This window comes from Streptomyces sp. NPDC053048 (assembly GCF_044547045.1).
Taxonomy (GTDB): Bacteria; Actinomycetota; Actinomycetes; order Streptomycetales; family Streptomycetaceae; genus Streptomyces.
Window position 1 is genome coordinate 79,325 of the sequence record NZ_JBITZS010000013.1, and the last position, 18,863, is coordinate 98,187.

Sequence of the window (18,863 nt, forward strand, 5' to 3'; positions counted from 1 at the left end):
GTTCGTCCCTTCAGAAGTACGTCTGCTTCTCAGAGCAGGACGGGCCATCGGGCGAACGGAGCTTTTGGTGATCATCGGCCTTGTCACGGCTGTCGCGGCCTCGGCGTGTTACGGCACAGGATCGGTCCTGCAAGCCGTCGGGTCGCGCAAGTCGGCCCAGAGGGAGGCCGCCAAGGCCTCCACCACGGGCACCACCCAGCACGGCGGACCCAGTCTGTCGTCCACCGCCAAGGCCGCGGTGACCTGGGAATTCATGGTCGGCACGGTCCTGGACTTCGTGGGCTTCGCCCTCGGCGCGCTCGCCGCCCGGATGCTGCCGCTGTTCCTCTCCCAGACGGTGATCAGCGCCAACCTGATCGTCACCGCCCTGCTGAGCATCAAGATGCTGGGCATCCGGCTCAACCGGAAGGAGTGGATGTCGATCGGTGTGGTCTGCTCGGCACTGGTCCTGCTGGCCACCGCCGCGGGCCACGAGGGCAGCGGCGAGGCGGCCCGGTCCACCCACTGGTGGCTGCTGGTCATCACCGTGGTGCTGATGGGCGGCGGCTGGATCGCCGTCCACTTCCTCGGCTCGCGCGCCGCGATCCTGGCCGGTCTGCTCTCCGGCCTCGGCTTCGGCGCCATCGGCGTGGGCGTCCGCATCCTCGACGGCGTCGACCCGTTCAACCTGACCGAGCTGCTGTCCGACCCGGCCTTCTACGCCATCTTCATAGCCGGCAGCGTCGGCATGTACCTGCACACCGTCGCCCTGCAGATCGGCTCGGTCAACGGCGCCACGGCCGCCCTGGTGGTCGGCGAGACGGTCCTGCCGGGCATCATCGGCGTCATGTGGCTGGGCGACGCCTCCCGCGACGGCCTGGCCTGGATGGCGATCCTCGGCTTCCTCCTCGCCGTGGCCGGCGCGGTGGCCGTGGCCTGGTTCGGCGAACCGGACGCCCATGCGGGTGCGCCTGCGGCGGAGCAGGAGCCCGCACCGACGGCGGTGGGCTAGGTTTCCCGGGGCTCCGCCCCCGGACCCGGGTCCTCAAACGCCGGACGGGCTGCATATGCAGCCCGTCCGGCGTTTGAGGACACCGCGCGCAGCGCGGTCCGGGGGCCCGGGGGCGGAGCCCCCCGGTTTCGGGAAGGGGCGGGTCAGGGGAGAACAACGACCTCGTCCACCGCGAACGCCGCACCCACCCGGTCCCCCACCCCCGGCGCGGCCTCCAGCGCGCACGTCGCCTCCAGCTCCGGCCCGTCCTCCGGCCGCAGCATCACCACCACGTGCTCCCCCCGGAACGTCCGCCCCGCGACCACGCACGGCAGCCCCTCCGCCACCGCCACCACCCGCACCCCGGCCGGCCGCACCAGCACCCGGCACGCACCGTCCGGCGTGTCCCCGGGCACCGGCAGCTTCCCCCACACGGTCTCGGCCCGGCCGCCCCGCACCGTCGCCTCGACCACGTTCTCGAAGCCCAGGAAGCGGGCCACGAACTCCGACGCCGGCCGCCGCCACACCTCCAGCGGCGTTCCGGCCTGGGCGATCCGCCCGTCCCGCATCACCACGACCCGGTCCGCGAGGGCGAACGCCTCGCCCTGGTCGTGGGTGACCGCCAGGACGGTCGTCCCCAGCCGCCCGAACAGCGCGCGCAGCTCGACGACAAGACGTTCACGCAGGCTCCGGTCGAGCTGGCCCAGCGGCTCGTCGAGCATCAGCAGCCGCGGCTCCGGCGCCAGGGCACGAGCCAGGGCCACGCGCTGCTGCTCACCGCCGGACAGCGCGCCCACCGCGCGCCGCTGGGCGCCGGGCAGCCCCACCAGGTCCAGCAGATCCGCGACGCGCTGCTCGGCCTCGGCCCGTCCGGTACCCCGCATCCGCAGGCCGAAGGCGACGTTGCCGGCGACGTCCCGCTGCGGGAACAGCTGGTGGTCCTGGAACATCAGGCCGACCCCGCGCCGGTGCGTGGGCACCGGCCCCTGGTCCCGGCCCGCCAGGAGCACCCGGCCGGCGTCCGCCCGCTGCAGCCCGGCGACCACCCGCAGCAGGGTGGACTTGCCGCTGCCGCTCGGCCCGAGCACACACACGATCTCGTGGTCGGCGACCTCGAGGTCCACCGCGTCGAGCACGGCGCGCTCGCCGAAGCGGACGGTCACCCCTTCGAGCCGAAGCATCTAGAACTCTCCCGTACGGTCGGTGCGCACGCGCTCGAGCACCAGCAGCGCCGCGGCGCACACCAGCATCAGGATCGTGCTGAGGGCCATCGCCTGCCCGTAATTGAGCTCGCCGGGACGGCCCAGCAGCCGTGCCACGGCCACCGGCAGGGTGGGGCTGTCGGGACGGGCGATGAAGACGGTCGCCCCGAACTCGCCGAGCGACACCGCGAACGCGAAGCCCGCGGCCACCGCCAGCGCCCGGCCGACCAGCGGCAGGTCCACCTCCCGCCACGCGCGCAGCGGGGACGCGCCGAGCACGGCCGCCGCCTCGCGCAGCCGGACGTCGACCGCGCGCAGCACCGGCAGCATGGTCCGTACGACGAAGGGCACGCCCACCAGCGCCTGCGCCAGCGGCACCAGGATCCACGAGGTGCGCAGGTCCAGCGGCGGCTCGTCGAGGGTGATCAGGAAGCCGAAGCCGACGGTCACCGCCGAGGTGCCCAGCGGCAGCATCAGCAGCGCGTCGAAGCCCCGCACGAGCCGGCCCTCGGGCCGCGTGAGGGCTGCGGCGGCGAGGCCGCCGATGACGACGGCGATGGCGGTGGCGGCGAGCGCGTACGTCACCGAGTTGCCGATCGCGTCCAGCGCCGCGACGGTGAACGTGCCGCCGCCCGCGCCCGGCGAGGCCAGGGCGCGGTAGTAGGCGAGCCCGAAGCCGTCCGGCCCGTCGAAGGACCGCAGGAGGAGCACCAGCAGCGGCAGCAGCACCAGCAGTGCGACGACGGCCAGCACGCAGGCCAGGAGCGTCCACTGGGCAGCGCCCCGCGGGCGGCGGACGGTGCCGCGGGCGTCGACCAGCCGCAGCGTCGCCTCGCGCCGCCGCACGGTCCAGGAGTGGACACCCAGCAGCGCGGCCACGGCCACGAACTGCACGAGGGTGAGCACGGCGGCGGTGGGCAGGTCGAGGAGCTGCGCGGTCTGCTGGTAGATCTCCACTTCCAGCGTGGCGTAGCGCGGCCCGCCGAGGATCTGGACGACGCCGAAGGAGGTGAAGGTGAAGAGGAAGACCATCAGGGCGGCGGCGGCCACCGCCGGGGCCAGCGCGGGCAGCGTCACCCGGCGCCAGGCGGCGAGGCGGCCGGCGCCCAGGACGCGCGCCGCCTCCTCCTGCCGCGGGTCCAGCTGGGCCCACAGGCCGCCGACGGTCCGTACGACGACGGCGTAGTTGAAGAAGACGTGGCCCAGCAGGATCGCCCAGACCGTGGTGTCCAGCCGCACGCCCCACAGCTCGTCCAGCATGCCGCCGCGCCCCAGCAGGGCCAGGAAGGCCGAGCCGGCGACGACGGTCGGCAGCACGAAGGGGACGGTGACCACGGCCCGCAGCAGCCGTTTGCCGGGGAAGTCGAAGCGCGCGAAGACGTACGCGCCGGGGAGCGCGAGGGCGAGGGTGAGCGCCGTGGAGGCGGCCGCCTGCCAGGTGGTGAACCACAGGACGTCGCCGATGCGCGGGTCGCCGACGACCTCGCCGATGCGGGCGAGGTGCCAGCCGCCGTCGTCCTTGAGGCCGCGGCCGACGATGGAGGCGACGGGGTAGGCGAAGAGGAGCCCGAAGAAGGCGAGCGGCAGCGCCATCAGGGCGAGCCGCGTCGCCGTCCGCCGGGGGCCGCCGCCTGTGCGGGCGGCGGCGTCGCGGGGTGCCGCCCCGGCCGGGGCCTCTTCGGGAGCTACTTCAGGACGAGCGAGGACCATTCCTTGACCCACTGGTCGCGGTTCTTGGCGATCTTCTCCGGGGCGAGGGTCCCGGGGCCGGCGACCTCGGCGCCGTACTTGGTGAAGACCTCGGGCAGAGCGGCGTCGTCACGGGCCGGCTTGACGAACATCTGCAGCGGCATGTCCTCCTGGAACTTCTTGCTCAGCAGGAAGTCGAGGAGGGCCTTGCCGCCCTCGGGGTTCTTCGCACCCTTCAGCAGCCCGGCGAACTCGATCTGCCGGAAGCAGGTGCCGGTGGCGACGCCCGTCGGGCCCTCCTTGGGCGCCGGCGTGACGCCGAGCACCTCGGCGGGCGGGCTGGAGGCATAGGAGACGACGAGGGGCTTGTCGCCCTTGGCCTTCTTTCCGGCGGCGGAGCCGGAGAAGCGGTCGTTGTAGGCCTGCTCCCAGCCGTCGACGACCTCGACGCCGTTGGCCTTGAGCTTCTTCCAGTAGTCCTGCCAGCCGTCGTCGCCGTACTTCGCGACGGTGGCGAGCTGGAAGGCGAGGCCGGGAGAGGAGGTCGCGGCGTTCTCGGTGACCAGGAGGTTCTTGTACTCCGGCTTGACCAGGTCGTCGAAGGACTTCGGCGGCTCGAGCCTGCGGTCGGCGAAGTAGGCCCGGTCGTAGTTGACGCAGATGTCGCCGGTGTCGACGGGTGTGACGCGGTGCTTGCCGTCGTCGAGGCGGAGCTTGTCCGGGACGCGGCCCAGGTCCTTGGCCTCGTACGGCTCGAACAGGTCGTTGTCGAGGGCCCGGGAGAGCAGGGTGTTGTCGACGCCGAAGAGGACGTCGCCCTGCGGGTGGCCCTTGGAGAGGATCGCCTGGTTGACGGTCCGGCCGGCGTCGCCGCTCTTGAGGACCTTGACCGTGTAGCCGGTCCGCGCGGTGAACTCCGCGAGGACGTCCTTGGACGCGGCGAAGGAGTCGTGCGCGACCAGGGTGACGGTCCGGCTCTTCGACTCCCCCGAGCCCTTGTCGTCCGAGCCCCCGCAGGCCGCGAGGACGGGCAGGCCCAGGGCGGCCGCGGCGGCCGCGCCGAGGGCACGCCGGAGGGTGGTGTTCATGGTGGTGCTGACTCCCTACGCCGGTACTAACCGGATCAGGTCCGAGGGTCTGCGGGCCGTGCCGCACTCTCAGCGCTCGCTGCGCTCCCCTGTCGGATTGTTCATTTGTGCGAATGCTCGCTTGTGCGAGTGATGCAGGTGGACAGTATCAGCGCTCGGTGGCGGCCAGCTGCCCGCACGCCCCGTCGATCTCCTGCCCGCGGGTGTCGCGCACGGTCACCGGCACCCCGTGCGCGGCGATCGCCTGGACGAACGCGCGCTCGTCCTCGGGGCGGGAGGCCGTCCACTTCGAGCCGGGCGTGGGGTTGAGCGGGATGAGGTTGACGTGCACCCGCTTGCCCTTGAGGAGCCGGCCCAGCAGGTCACCGCGCCAGGCCTGGTCGTTGATGTCCCGGATCAGGGCGTACTCGATGGAGATCCGGCGGCCGGACTTCTCCGCGTACTCCCACGCGGCGTCCAGCACCTCGCGGACCTTCCAGCGGGTGTTGACCGGCACCAGGGTGTCGCGCAGCTCGTCGTCGGGCGCGTGCAGCGAGACCGCGAGGCGGCACTTGAAGCCCTCGTCCGCGAAGCGGTGCATGGCCGGGACCAGGCCGACGGTGGAGACGGTGATGCCGCGCTGCGACAGGCCCAGGCCGTCGGGCTCGGGGTCGGTCAGCCGGCGGATGGCGCCGACGACGCGCTTGTAGTTGGCCAGCGGCTCGCCCATGCCCATGAAGACGATGTTGGACAGCCGGGCGGGGCCGCCGGGGACCTCGCCGTCGCGCAGGGCGCGCATGCCGTCGACGATCTGGTGCACGATCTCGGCCGTGGACAGATTGCGGTCCAGGCCCGCCTGGCCGGTGGCGCAGAACGGGCAGTTCATGCCGCAGCCCGCCTGGGAGCTGATGCACATGGTGACCCGGTCGGGGTAGCGCATCAGGACGGACTCGACGAGCTTGCCGTCGTGCAGGCGCCACAGGGTCTTGCGGGTCGTGTCGTCGTCGCACGAGATGTGCCGCACGACGCTCATCAGCTCCGGCAGCAGTTCGCCCGCGAGCTTCTCGCGGGCGGCGGCCGGGATGTCCGTCCAGGCCGCCGGGTCGTGCGCGTAGCGGGCGAAGTAGTGCTGGGACAGCTGCTTCGCGCGGAAGGGCTTCTCACCGATCGCGGCGACGGCCTCCCGGCGCTCGGCGGGGCTGAGGTCGGCGAGGTGGCGCGGGGGCAGCTTGGCCCCGCGGGGGGCGACGAACGTCAGTTCTCCGGGCGCGGGGGCCATGAGCGGAAACTCCTCATTGCGACGAGAGCGGATGGTCTCCGCATGTCGCGGAGCCGGCGGCAGGACGGTGCCGGAACCCGAAGATTTCCCTGGGACACCCCCGCGGTCGCGGGGCCGGAAAAGGGCCCGTCGCACGGCGACGAGCCCTTCCAGGGTACCTGGCCCGCTCCGGACCGGGCCGGGCCGAGGTGATCGAGCAGATGTCAGGCGGAGCCCACGAACGCCACCATCAGCAGCCACACCACCGGTGCCGTCGGCAGCAGGGAGTCCAGCCGGTCCATGATCCCTCCGTGGCCCGGCAGCAGGGAGCCCATGTCCTTGATGCCCAGATCCCGCTTGATCATGGATTCGCCCAGGTCGCCCAGCGTGGCGCTGATCGCGACCGCGAAGCCCAGCAGCAGGCCCTGCCACCACACTCCGTCGTCGATCAGGAACTGCATGCACAGCGCGCCCGCCACCATCGCGAACGCCACCGCGCCGAGCAGGCCCTCGCGGGTCTTGCCGGGGCTGATGCGCGGGGCCAGCTTGTGCCGGCCGAAGCGCCAGCCCACCGCGTACGCCCCGGTGTCGCTGACGACCGTCAGGATCAGGAACGTCAGCACCCGCCAGGCGCCGTCGCCGGCGGCCAGCATCAGTGCCACGAAGGTGGCGAGGAACGGCACGTAGAAGGCGGCGAAGATGCCCGCCGTGACGTCCTTGAGGTAGTCGTCCGGCGACTCCGTCATCCGCCACACGAGCACGGCGAGCGCGGTGAAGGCCATGGCCACCCACGCGCCCTCGGCGCCGTTGACGTAGCCCGCGACGGTCATCGCGGCACCGCCGATGGCGAGCGGCACCAGGGGAGCCTTGATGTCCTTGCGCTCGGCGAGCCGGGAGGTCAGCTCCCACAGCCCGACCACCACGGCGACGACGATCACGCCGAGGAAGACGGGCTTGTAGACGAACAGGGAGGCCAGGATCACCGCGCCGAGGCCGACCCCGACCCCTATCGCGGCCCGCAGATCGCGGCCCGCGCTCTTCTTCGCCTTGCCCCCGTGGGGCGCGGCGGGCTCCTGCGGGCGGATGTCGGGCTCCTGTTCATCGCGGAACAGGGGGCCGCCGATGTGCGCGGCCCCCTGCTCACGGTCGTCCTGGTCTCCGCCTGCTCCGGGCACGATGGGCATGGGCCGAGTCTGCGCCGCGATGCCCGCCTCGTGCACAGGACCCGCCGGAGGAGGCACCTCCCGGCGGTAGCCGGGGGAAGGTCCCCGGTCGGTGGACCCCCAGTGTCCGGCGCGCGGCGGGGCTCCCCAGGATGCGTCGTTCATCAGACCTCGAGGAGCTCGGATTCCTTGTGCTTGAGCAGCTCGTCCACCTGCGCGACGTACTTCGCGGTGGTGTCGTCGAGCTCCTTCTCGGCGCGGCGGACCTCGTCCTCGCCGGACTCCTTGTCCTTGACCAGCTTGTCCAGGGCGTCCTTGGCCTTGCGGCGGACGGAGCGGATCGAGACCTTGGCGTCCTCGGCCTTGGTCTTGGCGACCTTGACGAACTCACGGCGGCGCTGCTCGGTCAGCTCCGGGAACGTCACCCGGATGATGTTGCCGTCGTTGCTGGGGTTGACGCCCAGGTCGGAGTCGCGGATGGCCTGCTCGATGTTGCGCAGCGCGCTCTTGTCGAACGGGGTGACCACGGCCATGCGCGGCTCCGGCACCGAGAACGACGCCAGCTGGTTGATGGGCGTCAGCGCACCGTAGTAGTCCGCCACGATCTTGTTGAACATCGCCGGGTGCGCACGCCCGGTGCGGATCGCCGCGAAGTCCTCCTTGGCGACCACAACGGCCTTCTCCATCTTCTCCTCGGCCTCGAGGAGGATCTCTTCGATCACCACTTGCTCCTGGTGTTATCAGTAAGCAGAGCCTCGCCCCTGCGCGCGTCTTCTCCTGCACGGTGTCCGACCGGCAGGCAGTTGTCCATCCCCGTGCCGAGGTCTTCCCACGGCACGGAGTTGCCGTCCGTCACGTCGGGTGGGGGACGGACGGCGGTGCGGGTCGTCAGTCCCGCGTGCCCTGGTCGCTCACGAGCGTGCCGATCTTCTCACCCTTGACGGCCCGCGCGATGTTGCCCTCGGCCAGCAGCTCGAAGACCAGGATCGGCACCCGGTTGTCCATGCACAGGCTGATGGCGGTGGCGTCGGCGACCTTCAGGCCGCGGGAGAGCACCTCGCTGTACTCGAGGGCGTCGAACTTCACCGCGTCGGGGTTCTTCTTCGGGTCGGAGTCGTAGACCCCGTCGACGCCGTTCTTGCCCATGAGGATCGCCTCGGCGTGGATCTCCAGGGCGCGCTGGGCGGCGGTGGTGTCCGTGGAGAAGTAGGGCATGCCCATGCCGGCGCCGAAGATCACGACGCGGCCCTTCTCCAGGTGCCGCACGGCGCGCAGCGGGATGAACGGCTCGGCGACCTGGCCCATGGTGATGCCGGTCTGGACCCGCGTCTCGACGCCTTCCTTGGACAGGAAGTCCTGGAGGGCGAGGCTGTTCATCACGGTGCCGAGCATGCCCATGTAGTCGGAGCGGGCACGGTCCATGCCGCGCTGCTGCAGCTCGGCGCCGCGGAAGAAGTTGCCGCCGCCGATGACCACGGCGATCTCGTAGCCCTCGCGGACCACGGCCGCGATCTCCCGGGCGATGGCGTGCACGACATCGGGGTCGACACCGAGCCCGCCGCCACCGGCGAAGGCCTCACCTGACAGTTTCAGCAGGAACCGACGCCGCTTGCCCTGGTCGGCGCTCGTCCCGTCGGTGGCCTGCTTGGCGTCCGCGCCCTGGTTCATTGCAGTTCTCCTCGTGCACATACGAAGAAGGCCATTGCCGGATGGATCCTTTCGGTTCCCTCTGCGGCAATGGCCTCCTCGTCACATCAGCTGCCGGCCGGTGGACGGTCGGCTGCATACGACCCTAGCGGGTCGCGGGTCATTCGCTGCTGCCGACGGCTCAGGCGCCGACGCGGATGCGAGCGAAGCGCTTCAGCGTGACACCGGCCTCGTCCAGAACCTTCTGGACGGTCTTCTTGTTGTCCTTGGCGAAGGGCTGGTCCAGCAGGACCTGCTCCTTGAAGAAGCCGGTGACGCGACCCTCGACGATCTTCGGCAGGGCGGCCTCGGGCTTGCCCTCCTCGCGAGCGGTGGCCTCGGCGACGCGGCGCTCGTTCTCGACGACGTCGGCGGGGATGGCGTCACGGGAGAGGAACTTCGGCGCGAAGGCGGCAATGTGCTGCGCGACGTCCTTGGCGACCTCGGCGTTGGCCTTGTCCAGCTCGACCAGCACGCCGACCTGCGGGGGCAGGTCCGCGGCGGTGCGGTGCATGTAGGAGAAGACCTGGCCGTCGTCGAAGCGCGCGAAGCGGTCGACGACGATCTTCTCGCCGAGGGTGGCGTTGGCCTCGTCCACGAACGCCTGGACGGTCTTGCCGGCCTCGATCTCGGAGGCCATCAGGGCCTCGACGTCGGCCGGGGCGGCCTTGGCGACGTGGGCGGCCAGGGCCTCGGCGACGGCGACGAACTTCTCGCCCTTGGCGACGAAGTCGGTCTCGCACTTGAGCTCGACGATCACGCCGGAGGTGTTGTCCTCGGCGATGACGGAGACGACGGCACCGTTCTCGGTGGTGCGGCTCTCGCGCTTGGCCACGCCCTTCAGGCCCTTGACGCGAACGATCTCGACGGCCTTCTCGAGGTTGCCCTCGGCCTCCTCGAGCGCCTTCTTGCAGTCCATCATGCCGGCGCCGGTCTGCTCGCGGAGCTTCTTGACGTCAGCGGCGGTGTAGTTCGCCATCCTCAGAATCCTTCTTCTGCACTGAGCCTTGCCGTGGCCGCTCGGGCGTCACCGGCAAGGCTGGTCCGTCTTGAGGTCACCACAGCTGTCGGCTCCCGTCCCGCTGACGGGGTCCGACAGTGGATCCACCGGGACGGCGGGGTCACCCCCGCCGTCCGGTACCGCAGGGCGTCAGGCCTGCTCGGCGTCCGCCGGCTTCTCGGCCTCGGCGGCCGGGGCCTCGGCGGCCTCGTCGGCCTTCTTCTCGCCCTCGAGCAGGTCGCGCTCCCACTCGGCCAGCGGCTCGCCGGCGGCCTTCTCGCCCTTGCCCTCACCGGCACCACCGGAGCGGGCGATGAGGCCCTCGGCGACGGCGTCGGCGATCACGCGGGTGAGCAGGGTGACGGAGCGGATGGCGTCGTCGTTGCCCGGGATCTTGTAGTCGACCTCGTCGGGGTCGCAGTTGGTGTCGAGGATCGCGACGACGGGGATGCGCAGCTTGCGCGCCTCACCGACGGCGATGTGCTCCTTCTTGGTGTCCACGATCCAGACGGCGCTGGGCACCTTCTGCATCTCGCGGATACCACCGAGGGTCTTCTCGAGCTTGGCCTTCTCGCGGGAGAGGACCAGGAGCTCCTTCTTGGTGAGGCCGGAGGCGGCCACGTCCTCGAAGTCGATGAGCTCGAGCTCCTTCAGGCGCTGCAGGCGCTTGTAGACGGTCGAGAAGTTGGTGAGCATGCCGCCCAGCCAGCGCTGGTTGACGTAGGGCATGCCGACACGGGTCGCCTGCTCGGCGATGGCCTCCTGGGCCTGCTTCTTCGTACCGACGAACATGATGGAGCCGCCGTGCGCGACGGTCTCCTTGACGAACTCGTAGGCGCGGTCGATGTACGACAGCGACTGGAGCAGGTCGATGATGTAGATGCCGTTGCGCTCGGTGAAGATGAAACGCTTCATCTTCGGGTTCCAACGACGGGTCTGGTGACCGAAGTGGACGCCGCTCTCCAGCAGCTCCCGCATCGTGACGACGGCCATGGCCGCGCTCCTTGAAATACTCGGTTCCACGACGGCCGGGCGGCCGCCGCTCCTGACGCCCCGACGCGCCTGCCGTGGACGGATCCCTTGCGAGAAGCCGTACCGCGGACCGAGAGACACGGCCACCGGGCTGCCCGAGTGGGTCTGACGCGCCAGTGGCGGGGCGTGCGAAGTCGACCCGGTGACCCGGATCGCCAAGAGAAGTGTACGGGACCGGAGAAGCGCCGGGTGACGGCGTTGTCCACAACCGGCGAGTAGTCCACAGCCCGCCCTCAAGATCCCCGAAGACCGGCGGACTCCGCCACCGTGGAGCCATGCGACGACCACTGGACACGGCCGCCGCGCGGACGCTCACCCTGTGCGCCCTCGCGTGCCTCTTCCTCGGCTGCACATACGCCACCGCGGCCCCGGGCCCCGGCCCACGGGGCCCGGACCGTGACCGCGCGTGGCCGGTGGCCGGCACCACGGACCCCCGGCCACTGGTGGCGCGGGCATGGGAACCACCCCCGGCCCCCTGGGCCGCCGGCCACCGCGGCGTGGACCTCACGGCCCCGCCCGGCCAACCGGTCCGCGCGGCCGCCCCCGGCACCGTGTCCTTCGCCGGCACCGTCGCCGGCCGCGGAGTGATCTCCATCGAACTGACCGGCACAGGCGACCCGCCACTGCGCACGACATACGAACCGGTGCGCGCCACAGCCCGCCCCGGCGACCGCGTGGCGGCGGGCGACGTCATCGGAGTACTGGAAGCCAGCCGCACCCACTGCACCGGAGGCTGCCTCCACTGGGGCCTGCGCCGCGGCGACACCTACCTCGACCCACTCAGCCTGCTACCGCCATGGATGCTGCGACGCGGCCCGTCACGACTACTACCCCTGTCGGGACCACTCGGCGGATACGCCCTGCCCGCGGCGTCGGCTGCCGTGGGCAGGGCGACGGGCGGTGAGGGCTGAGCGGAAGCTGCGGCTGGGGGCTGAGGGGAGGGGGAGGGAGGGGGCGGGGGGGGAGGGGCCCCCGGGGGTCAGCCCCGGACGCCGCGCAGGGCCATGGTCACCGCGGCCTCGGTGATCCATTCCGGCTCCTCGGCCGCGCCGAGCTCGATCCGGCGGACGGCGGCGTCGACCACGCCTTGGAGCAGCATGGCCGTCAGCCGGGGCTGCTCGTGGCCGAGGGCCTCCAGGGCCTCGACGACCATGGCGATCAGTCCGCCGTGGGCGGCGCGGATCTTCTCGCGGGCGCCGGCGTCCAGCTCGCCGGCGGAGATGGCGACCACGGCGCGGTGGCGGCGGTCGCCCACGAGCGCCAGCTGTCGGCGCACATAGGCCTCGATCTTCTCCTCGGCCGTGCCGGCCCGCTCCATGGCGGCCTCGACTTCCGCCGCCCAGACGGGGAAGTCGACCGCGCACAGCTCCTCGACGACGGCCGCGCGCGAGCGGAAGTACTCGTAGACCGAGGACCGCGCGAGTCCCGTGCGCTCGGCGAGGGCGGGGAAGGTCAGCGCCTCCGTACCGCCTTCGGACAGCAGTGAGCGGGCGGCGTCCAAGAGGGCGTCGCGCTGCATCGTCCGGTGCTCGGCCACTGAGGCCGCTCGAATCCTGGGCACGGTCCCACTTTACGGACCGGGCTTGCCGGGGACGACGCTGGAGGGACGATTCAGCGGGCGAACGGGCGACCCGGTCAGCGCCCGACGTCCGCCAGCTTGGCCCTGAGCTGGAGGACCGACTTGGTGTGGATCTGGCTGACCCTGCTCTCCGTGACCCCGAGGACGTGGCCGATCTCGGCGAGGGTGAGGCCCTCGTAGTAGTAGAGGGTCACGACGGTCTTCTCCCGCTCGGGGAGGGTGTTGATCGCGCGGGCGAGCAGTCTGCGCAGCTCGTGGTCCTCGGCCACCTCGACGGGGTCGTCGGCGGCGGTGTCCTCGAGGGTGTCCATCAGGCTCAGCCGGTCGCCGCCCTCGCCTCCGGAGTACAGCAGCTCCTCCAGCGCCACCACGTTGGCCAGCGACAACTGGCTGAAGACGGCGTGCAGTTCGTCGAGGGTGATGCCCATCTCCGCGGCCACCTCGGCCTCGGAGGGCGTGCGGCGCAGCGCGGCTTCCAGGGTGGCGTACGCGCGCTCGACGGCGCGGGCCTTCTGGCGGACGGAGCGGGGGATCCAGTCCAGGGCCCGCAGCTCGTCGATCATGGCGCCGCGGATGCGGGTGATGGCGTAGGTCTCGAATTTGATAGAGCGGGAGGGGTCGAACTTCTCGATGGCGTCGATGAGGCCGAAGATGCCGGAGGAGACGAAGTCGGCCTGTTCGACGTTGGGCGGCAGTCCGACGCTGACCCGTCCCGCCACGTACTTCACCAGGGGTGAGTAGTGGAGGATCAGTTGCTCCCGCAGCCGGTCGTCGCCCGAGGCCTTGTACGACCGCCACAGCTCGTCGAGCGTCGTGGGGGCGGGTGGGCGCACGGTGCCGCGCGCTGCGGGCGGTGCCGCCGCGTGGTCGGACCCGGAGGTGTGCTGGGGCATTCGTCGTTCTGAGCCGTTCTGCTGTGTCGCTGTGACGTGGACCGGTGGTACGAATGGAGGGAATTTCCGTGAGCGTAGCGTGACCGGAGCGCTGCAGTGAGCGAGGAGACCCCTTCGATGGACGCGGCTGCCTTCCTCGGCGCGGCCGCCTCGTACGGGCCGCGCGCCGGGTGACGGCCGCCGGGCGTCCGGCGGCCCGCGGAGCCCGCCGTATCGGCCGCCACGGTCACCGCCTTAACCCTTTCACCCGATCACCCCAGGTCAAGCACCGCCTCGCCGCGCAGGTGGGCGCCGTCCGGGGGGCTTGGGGGTGCCGGATGTTGACGCCGCGTCAGCCAGCTGCCAGAGATCGCCTCGGCGTTCCACGAACCCCAGCGCCTGGAGTTCGTACAGGCTGGCGAGCGTCCGTTCCCTGCCCATTCCGGCGTTGCGGGCGATCAGCTCGGTGCCGCCGCCGCCTCGTCCGGGCACGGCTTCGAGCGCGCGGAGGGCGGTGGTGTCCAGCAGGTCGCGGGCGACGACGGGGCCGCGCCGTGGCGGGGCGAGGTCGCCGATGGCGCCGACGAGTTCGGCGATCTCGTCGGCGTCGGTCACCAGTTGTGCTCCCTCGCGCAGGAGTTCGTGCACTCCCGCCGAGAGGCCCGAGGTGACCTGGCCGGGCACTCCCATCGTGTGCCGTCCCAGCTCTCTCGCCCGGCGCGCCGTCACCAGCGATCCGCTGCGGTACTCGGCTTCCACGACCACCGTCCCGCGTGTCAGTGCGGCGATGACGCGGTTGCGGAGCACGAAGCGGCTGCGGGTGGGGTGTCCGCCCGGCGGCAACTCGGTCAGGACCAGCCCCTGTTCCGTGATGCGGTCGAGCAACTCGGTGTGCCCGCGCGGGTAGGGCACGTCGATGCCGGAGGCCAGTACGGCCACGGTCGCCCCGCCCGCGGCCAGCGCCCCGCGGTGCGCGGCGCCGTCGACCCCGTAGGCGGCGCCGGAGACGACGACCCAGCCGCGTTCGGCGAGTCCGGCGCCGAGGAGGGCGGCCACGTGGGAGCCGTAGTCGGTGCAGGCGCGGGCTCCCACCACGGCCACCGAGCGCAGTGCCCACAGCCGTACGTCGGGGCAGCCGCGTACCCACAGCCCGAGGGGCCGGGCGTCCCCGAGGTCGTCGAGCTGGCCCGGCCACTGGATGTCGCCGGGGCACAGGAAGCGGCCGCCCCAGCGAGTGACGGCCGCCAGGTCGGCGTCCGGGTCGAGGGTCGCGGCGCGGGCGTGGCAGCCCGCGAGCCGGTCCGCCCGCGCCCCGGGCGGTGGTGGCCCGGTGCCGGTCAGGCCGCGCAGCAGGGCCACGGGCCCCAGCTCGCGCAGCCAGCGCCCGACCTGCTGGTCGCCGGGCTCGGTCAGCCGGGTCAGCGCGGCCCGTGCCCGGCGTTCGTCCGGGCCGGGCGCGGTCATGGCCGGCCTCCCGTGGTGACGGCGCCGCGCTGGACACCGGTGCGCAGTTCCAGCGCCTGGGCGACGTCGCCGGCGTCGGGCCGGTCGTGTCCGGCGAGGTCGGCCACCGTCCAGGCGACCCGCAGGACCCGGTCGAGCCCCCGGGCCGTCAGGAGGCCGCGTTCCATGTCCCGTTCGGCCTCGCCGAGGGCGTCGGGTCCGGCTCTCCAGCGGGTGCGCAGTTCGTGGCCGGGGACCTCGCTGTTGGTGCGCCATGGTGTGCCGGCGTACCGGGCGGCGGCCCGTTCGCGCGCTGTCCGGACGCGTGCGGCGACCTCGGCGGTGCTTTCGGCTCCCGTGCCGTCGCCGGTGCCGGTTCCGGTCAGTTCGGATCGTGTGACCGGCTCGACGCGCACTCTGAGGTCCACGCGGTCCATGAGCGGTCCGGAGAGGCGGCTCAGGTAGCGCCGGACGGCCTGGGGTGGGCAGTCGCAGCCGTCCCCGGTCATGCCGTGCCGCCCGCAGGGGCAGGGGTTGGCGGCGAGGGCGAGCAGGAAGGCGGCGGGCAGCCGCATCATCCCGCCGGAGCGGGCGACCACCACGTGCCCGGATTCCAGCGGTTGTCGCAGCGCGTCCAGGACCCGCCCGGAGAATTCGGGGGCTTCGTCCATGAAAAGTACCCCTCGATGAGCGAGCGAGACCGCTCCGGGCCGGGGCAGTCCGGAGCCGCCGCCGACGAGGGAGGGCATGGACGCCGAGTGGTGGGGCGCGCAGTAGGGCGCCCGTTGGATCAGGGGTTGCCCTGCGGGCAGTACCCCGGCCACCGAGTGGACGGCCGTGACCTCGAGCGATTCCTGGGGTGTCAGGGGTGGCAGCAGGCCGGGCAGCCGCTCGGCCAGGAGGGTCTTGCCGGCGCCCGGCGGTCCGAGGAAGTAGACGTGGTGCCGGCCTGCGGCGGCGACTTCCAGTGCCCGGCGGGCTCTGGTCTGTCCGGCGACCTCGGCCAGGTCCGGCGGCCGTTCGCCGGGCCGTGTCGCCGCCATCGGCATGGTGCCCGGCAGGGCCAGGGCCGCGGGGAGTGGGTCGGGCCGTCCCTCCCCCGGTGACGGATCGTCCTCCTCCGGCACCGGTTCGTCGGTGAGCACGGCGATCAGCTGCCGCAGGCTGCGCACTCCGAGGACCGAGACGCCGGGGACCAGTGCCGCTTCGGCCGCCGAGCGTTCGGGGACGACCACGTGGCGGTAGCCGGCGTCGGCGGCGGCCAGGACCGCGGGGAGCACGCCCCGCACCGGGCACACCCGGCCGTCCAGGCCCAGCTCGCCGATCATCATCAGGTCGGCGATCGCTCGGGGGTCGAGGCGCTCGGCGGCGCCGAGCACCGCGCACGCCACGGCCAAATCGAAGCCGCTGCCGCCCTTGGGCACCGACGCGGGGCTGAGCCCGACGGTCAGTTTTTTCTGCGGCCACTCGGCCCCCGAGTTCACCACCGCGGCCCGCACCCGGTCACGGCTCTCGCTCAGGCTCTTGTCCGGCAGGCCGACCAGGGTGAAGGCGGCGACACCCGGCTCCAGGTCTGCCTGGACCTCGACGGCCACGCCCTCCACGCCGACCAGGGCCACCGAGCATGTACGGGCGAAGCCCATCACGCCACCCCCTTGACGTGCTCGACGACGGGCGCGCCCCGCCCCGGGACGACCACGCCCACGATGTCGATGCGTACCCCGCCCGGCGGCGCGCCGCCGTGCCGTTCCAGCCAGCGGCCGGCGAGCAGGCGCAGCCGCTCGGCCTTCGTGCGGCGCACCGCGGCCATCGGGTGTTCGTAGCGGCCCTCGCGGCGGGCCTTGACCTCGCAGATCACCAGGACGTCGCCGTCCATCGCGACGATGTCGGCCTCGCCTTCCCGGCATCGCCAGTTGCGGGCCAGTACGGTCATTCCGGCCTCGGCCAGCCGGCGCGCGGCCAGCTCTTCCCCGTACCTGCCGAGCCCCCCTCGGGCGTTCATGGGCACCACCTCCGGTGCCGACTATGAAGCCCTTTCCCCGCCCTGTTGGATCTTGGTGGACAACCGGGGCGATGTGGAAAACCTCGCCGCCCGAACGGGGGCTTCCGCCCCCCTCAGGCCCCGCCCCGGCCCCCGGCCCGGCCCCCGCTCAGGCCCCCGCCCCACTCAGCCTTGCCCCCGGCCCCGCCCGGACTCCCTGAAGCCCGATCACGTCCCCGGCAGGTCCAGGTCGCTCTTGTTGAGCTCCTCGATGTTCACGTCCTTGAAGGTGAGCACGCGCACCTGTTTGACGAAGCGGGCGGGCCGGTACATGTCCCACACCCACGCGTCCGCCATCGAGACCTCGAAGAAGACCTCGCCCTGCACGGAGTGCACCTGCATCTCGTAGTCGTTCGTGAGGTAGAAGCGACGCTCGGTCTCGATCACGTATTTGAACAGACCGACGACGTCGCGGTACTCCCGGTAGAGCTTCAGCTCCATCTCGGTCTCGTACTTCTCGAGGTCCTCGGCGCTCATGGCATGTTCCCCTTCAGCCGTGCGTCCCCCCATTGTGCGTCAGGCGCGCTCAGTCTCCAGGAGCACTGGCGTACTAGGGGGCCCCTCGTCGAGCAGCGTGCGCAGCAGCTCGGCGAGCCTGTTCGGATACACCGTCTCATGGGCCGCGAGGAGTTCCTCGCACGTCCACCACCGCAGCCCCAGGGTGCTGCGCCGTTCCAGCTCCGTCTCCCCGCCGGTCCAGGTGGCCGTCTGCCGGGTGCGGGCCAGGAAGTACCGCTCGTCCTGGTCCCAGCGCCGGCCGGCGAAGGGGAAGGAACAGGTGCGCGTCCACAGCACCGGACCCAGTTCGATGCGCGTGATGCCGGTCTCCTCGGCCACTTCCCGGTGTGCGGCCTCTTCCCAGCTCTCGTCGCCCTCCAGGCCGCCGCCCGGGGTGAACCACCAGGTGATCGAGGGGTCCTCGGGCTCGTGGCCGTGGATGAGCAGGACCCGGTCGAAGGGGTCGAGGAGGATCACCCGGGCGGCCCGGCGGAGGTCGCCACCCGTCGCGGCCTGCTCAGCCATGGGGCACCGCCACCTTTCCGCGGCCCGCCGACCGCCGCGCCAGCGGTCCGTACGCCGCACCTCCCAGGATGAGCACGGCGCCCGCGATCACGCACCCGGCCAGCAGGGGCAGGGGACCGGGGCGGGAGGTGCCGCCGGGCAGGGCGGCGAACGAGCCGGGCCGGTCGATCATGCCCCAGCCCGACGCCGGCCAGACGGTGGCGTCCACCCGTGCCCGTACGGCGTCGCGCGGCACGGCACCCTGACCGCCGTCGGCCAGGTGGGTGCGGGAGTCCACCGAGTCGGTGCGGTGGTCGCCGAGGAGGAAGAGCCGGCCCTCGGGGACGGTGGCGGTGAAGGGGGTGGGCGAGGCGGGGCCGGCGGCCCGCAGGTACGGCTCCTCGACCGGCTTTCCGTTGATCAGCAGCCGGCCTCGGTCGTCGCAGCACTCGATGCGGTCGCCGCCGGTGCCCACCACCCGTTTGATCATGGGTGTGTCGCCCCAGACCTTGTCCTTGAAGACGACGATGTCACCGCGGCGCACGGCGTCGCCGTCTATTCGCTGGGCCAGGATCCGGTCGCCGACGCCGATGGTGGGTGCCATCGAGTCGGTGGGAACGCTGTACGGCCGGTACTGCACGGCCGTCCACGCGAAGCCGCCGAGGAAGAGCACAAGGCCGACGGCCACGGCCAGCCCGGACAGCACTCTGCCCGCGCGGCCGTGGCCGTCCGTGTCCTGTCCCGCTCTGCTCATCCCGTCCCCCGCGCAGCGTCGTGGATCCATGGGGCAGGACCCCACGGAAGATCGGATTCCGCATGCCCAGGGGCACGGAATCGCACACTACCCGGCGGTACGGGC

Annotated in this window: 19 protein-coding genes and 1 riboswitch; of the genes, 2 read left to right on the forward strand and 17 right to left on the reverse strand. The window is 72.1% G+C overall.

Going from position 1 to position 18,863, the window contains the following annotated elements; all coding sequences use genetic code 11:
• The first annotated feature begins 67 nt into the window (after nt 1–67).
• Entirely contained in the window at nt 68–991 is a 924-nt protein-coding gene (locus ACIG36_RS30190) for a hypothetical protein (RefSeq protein WP_399934691.1), read from the forward strand.
• A 143-nt stretch (nt 992–1,134) separates the two neighbouring features.
• Here the strand turns inward: ACIG36_RS30190 and ACIG36_RS30195 are convergent, their stop codons facing one another.
• The 9 genes from ACIG36_RS30195 to rpsB all read right to left on the reverse strand — a co-directional run bounded on the left by ACIG36_RS30195 (nt 1,135) and on the right by rpsB (nt 11,028).
• Nucleotides 1,135–2,151 carry an ABC transporter ATP-binding protein gene (locus ACIG36_RS30195; RefSeq protein WP_399934694.1) on the reverse strand — a complete coding sequence of 339 codons (1,017 nt, stop codon included), beginning with the start codon at nt 2,149–2,151 and terminating at the stop codon, nt 1,135–1,137.
• The gene (locus tag ACIG36_RS30200; protein WP_399934697.1) at nt 2,152–3,882 is read right to left on the reverse strand and encodes an ABC transporter permease; all 1,731 of its coding nucleotides are present in this window, start codon (nt 3,880–3,882) and stop codon (nt 2,152–2,154) included.
• Entirely contained in the window at nt 3,858–4,949 is a 1,092-nt protein-coding gene (locus ACIG36_RS30205) for a thiamine ABC transporter substrate binding subunit (RefSeq protein ID WP_399934700.1), read from the reverse strand. Before ACIG36_RS30205 ends, ACIG36_RS30200 begins: the two co-directional genes overlap by 25 nt.
• Nucleotides 4,945–5,050: riboswitch (TPP riboswitch) on the reverse strand. Its footprint overlaps the gene before it by 5 nt.
• Before the next feature lie 47 nt (nt 5,051–5,097).
• Nucleotides 5,098–6,207, reverse strand: coding sequence for a 23S rRNA (adenine(2503)-C(2))-methyltransferase RlmN (rlmN, locus tag ACIG36_RS30210; protein ID WP_399934703.1), 1,110 nt, complete (start codon nt 6,205–6,207; stop codon nt 5,098–5,100).
• 203 nt (nt 6,208–6,410) lie between these two features.
• Nucleotides 6,411–7,514: a phosphatidate cytidylyltransferase gene (locus tag ACIG36_RS30215; protein ID WP_399934706.1), complete on the reverse strand. Its 1,104-nt coding sequence runs from the start codon at nt 7,512–7,514 to the stop codon at nt 6,411–6,413.
• Entirely contained in the window at nt 7,514–8,071 is a 558-nt protein-coding gene (gene frr / locus ACIG36_RS30220) for a ribosome recycling factor (RefSeq protein ID WP_399934709.1), read from the reverse strand. Before frr ends, ACIG36_RS30215 begins: the two co-directional genes overlap by 1 nt.
• Nucleotides 8,072–8,237: 166 nt before the next feature.
• A complete protein-coding gene (gene pyrH / locus ACIG36_RS30225) occupies nt 8,238–9,017 on the reverse strand; it encodes a UMP kinase (RefSeq protein WP_399934712.1) in 780 nt (259 codons plus the stop codon).
• 160 nt (nt 9,018–9,177) lie between these two features.
• Nucleotides 9,178–10,014 (reverse strand): translation elongation factor Ts, encoded by an 837-nt coding sequence (tsf, locus tag ACIG36_RS30230; RefSeq protein WP_399934716.1) that lies wholly within the window; start codon nt 10,012–10,014, stop codon nt 9,178–9,180.
• 171 nt (nt 10,015–10,185) lie between these two features.
• The gene (rpsB, locus tag ACIG36_RS30235) at nt 10,186–11,028 is read right to left on the reverse strand and encodes a 30S ribosomal protein S2 (protein WP_399934719.1); all 843 of its coding nucleotides are present in this window, start codon (nt 11,026–11,028) and stop codon (nt 10,186–10,188) included.
• A gap of 314 nt (nt 11,029–11,342) precedes the next feature.
• On the opposite strand from rpsB, the gene ACIG36_RS30240 reads away from it, so the two are divergent.
• Nucleotides 11,343–11,978, forward strand: a complete 636-nt coding sequence (locus ACIG36_RS30240) for a M23 family metallopeptidase (RefSeq protein ID WP_399934722.1) — start codon at nt 11,343–11,345, stop codon at nt 11,976–11,978.
• A gap of 68 nt (nt 11,979–12,046) precedes the next feature.
• On the opposite strand, the gene ACIG36_RS30245 is transcribed toward ACIG36_RS30240, so the two are convergent.
• From ACIG36_RS30245 to lepB, 8 genes are all read right to left on the reverse strand, one after another.
• Nucleotides 12,047–12,604 carry a TetR/AcrR family transcriptional regulator gene (locus tag ACIG36_RS30245; RefSeq protein WP_399934914.1) on the reverse strand — a complete coding sequence of 186 codons (558 nt, stop codon included), beginning with the start codon at nt 12,602–12,604 and terminating at the stop codon, nt 12,047–12,049.
• Between the two features lie 98 nt (nt 12,605–12,702).
• Nucleotides 12,703–13,539, reverse strand: coding sequence for an RNA polymerase sigma factor WhiG (gene whiG, locus ACIG36_RS30250; protein ID WP_399934725.1), 837 nt, complete (start codon nt 13,537–13,539; stop codon nt 12,703–12,705).
• A 261-nt stretch (nt 13,540–13,800) separates the two neighbouring features.
• Nucleotides 13,801–14,982: a DNA-processing protein DprA gene (dprA, locus tag ACIG36_RS30255; RefSeq protein ID WP_399934728.1), complete on the reverse strand. Its 1,182-nt coding sequence runs from the start codon at nt 14,980–14,982 to the stop codon at nt 13,801–13,803.
• Nucleotides 14,979–16,604 carry a YifB family Mg chelatase-like AAA ATPase gene (locus ACIG36_RS30260; protein WP_399934731.1) on the reverse strand — a complete coding sequence of 542 codons (1,626 nt, stop codon included), beginning with the start codon at nt 16,602–16,604 and terminating at the stop codon, nt 14,979–14,981. The genes dprA and ACIG36_RS30260 overlap by 4 nt, the downstream gene beginning before the upstream one ends.
• A complete protein-coding gene (locus ACIG36_RS30265) occupies nt 16,604–16,963 on the reverse strand; it encodes a YraN family protein (protein ID WP_399934734.1) in 360 nt (119 codons plus the stop codon). The genes ACIG36_RS30260 and ACIG36_RS30265 overlap by 1 nt, the downstream gene beginning before the upstream one ends.
• 207 nt (nt 16,964–17,170) lie before the next feature.
• Nucleotides 17,171–17,479, reverse strand: a complete 309-nt coding sequence (locus tag ACIG36_RS30270; protein WP_071965846.1) for a DUF2469 domain-containing protein — start codon at nt 17,477–17,479, stop codon at nt 17,171–17,173.
• Nucleotides 17,480–17,518: 39 nt separating this feature from the next.
• The gene (locus tag ACIG36_RS30275) at nt 17,519–18,025 is read right to left on the reverse strand and encodes an NUDIX hydrolase (protein WP_399934737.1); all 507 of its coding nucleotides are present in this window, start codon (nt 18,023–18,025) and stop codon (nt 17,519–17,521) included.
• Nucleotides 18,018–18,758 carry a signal peptidase I gene (gene lepB, locus ACIG36_RS30280; protein ID WP_399934740.1) on the reverse strand — a complete coding sequence of 247 codons (741 nt, stop codon included), beginning with the start codon at nt 18,756–18,758 and terminating at the stop codon, nt 18,018–18,020. The genes ACIG36_RS30275 and lepB overlap by 8 nt, the downstream gene beginning before the upstream one ends.
• Between the last annotated feature and the right edge of the window lie 105 nt (nt 18,759–18,863).

What these genes read in the sequence shown, in the direction of transcription:
- ACIG36_RS30195 (WP_399934694.1), bottom strand. Translation starts at nt 2,151, where the DNA reads ATGCTTCGGCTCGAAGGGGTGACCGTCCGCTTCGGCGAGCGCGCCGTG.
- ACIG36_RS30200 (WP_399934697.1), bottom strand. Translation starts at nt 3,882, where the DNA reads ATGGTCCTCGCTCGTCCTGAAGTAGCTCCCGAAGAGGCCCCGGCCGGG.
- ACIG36_RS30205 (WP_399934700.1), bottom strand. Translation starts at nt 4,949, where the DNA reads ATGAACACCACCCTCCGGCGTGCCCTCGGCGCGGCCGCCGCGGCCGCC.
- rlmN (WP_399934703.1), bottom strand. Translation starts at nt 6,207, where the DNA reads ATGGCCCCCGCGCCCGGAGAACTGACGTTCGTCGCCCCCCGCGGGGCC.
- ACIG36_RS30215 (WP_399934706.1), bottom strand. Translation starts at nt 7,514, where the DNA reads ATGAACGACGCATCCTGGGGAGCCCCGCCGCGCGCCGGACACTGGGGG.
- pyrH (WP_399934712.1), bottom strand. Translation starts at nt 9,017, where the DNA reads ATGAACCAGGGCGCGGACGCCAAGCAGGCCACCGACGGGACGAGCGCC.
- tsf (WP_399934716.1), bottom strand. Translation starts at nt 10,014, where the DNA reads ATGGCGAACTACACCGCCGCTGACGTCAAGAAGCTCCGCGAGCAGACC.
- rpsB (WP_399934719.1), bottom strand. Translation starts at nt 11,028, where the DNA reads ATGGCCGTCGTCACGATGCGGGAGCTGCTGGAGAGCGGCGTCCACTTC.
- ACIG36_RS30240 (WP_399934722.1), top strand. Translation starts at nt 11,343, where the DNA reads ATGCGACGACCACTGGACACGGCCGCCGCGCGGACGCTCACCCTGTGC.
- whiG (WP_399934725.1), bottom strand. Translation starts at nt 13,539, where the DNA reads ATGCCCCAGCACACCTCCGGGTCCGACCACGCGGCGGCACCGCCCGCA.
- dprA (WP_399934728.1), bottom strand. Translation starts at nt 14,982, where the DNA reads ATGACCGCGCCCGGCCCGGACGAACGCCGGGCACGGGCCGCGCTGACC.
- ACIG36_RS30260 (WP_399934731.1), bottom strand. Translation starts at nt 16,604, where the DNA reads ATGGGCTTCGCCCGTACATGCTCGGTGGCCCTGGTCGGCGTGGAGGGC.
- ACIG36_RS30265 (WP_399934734.1), bottom strand. Translation starts at nt 16,963, where the DNA reads ATGAACGCCCGAGGGGGGCTCGGCAGGTACGGGGAAGAGCTGGCCGCG.
- ACIG36_RS30270 (WP_071965846.1), bottom strand. Translation starts at nt 17,479, where the DNA reads ATGAGCGCCGAGGACCTCGAGAAGTACGAGACCGAGATGGAGCTGAAG.
- ACIG36_RS30275 (WP_399934737.1), bottom strand. Translation starts at nt 18,025, where the DNA reads ATGGCTGAGCAGGCCGCGACGGGTGGCGACCTCCGCCGGGCCGCCCGG.
- lepB (WP_399934740.1), bottom strand. Translation starts at nt 18,758, where the DNA reads ATGAGCAGAGCGGGACAGGACACGGACGGCCACGGCCGCGCGGGCAGA.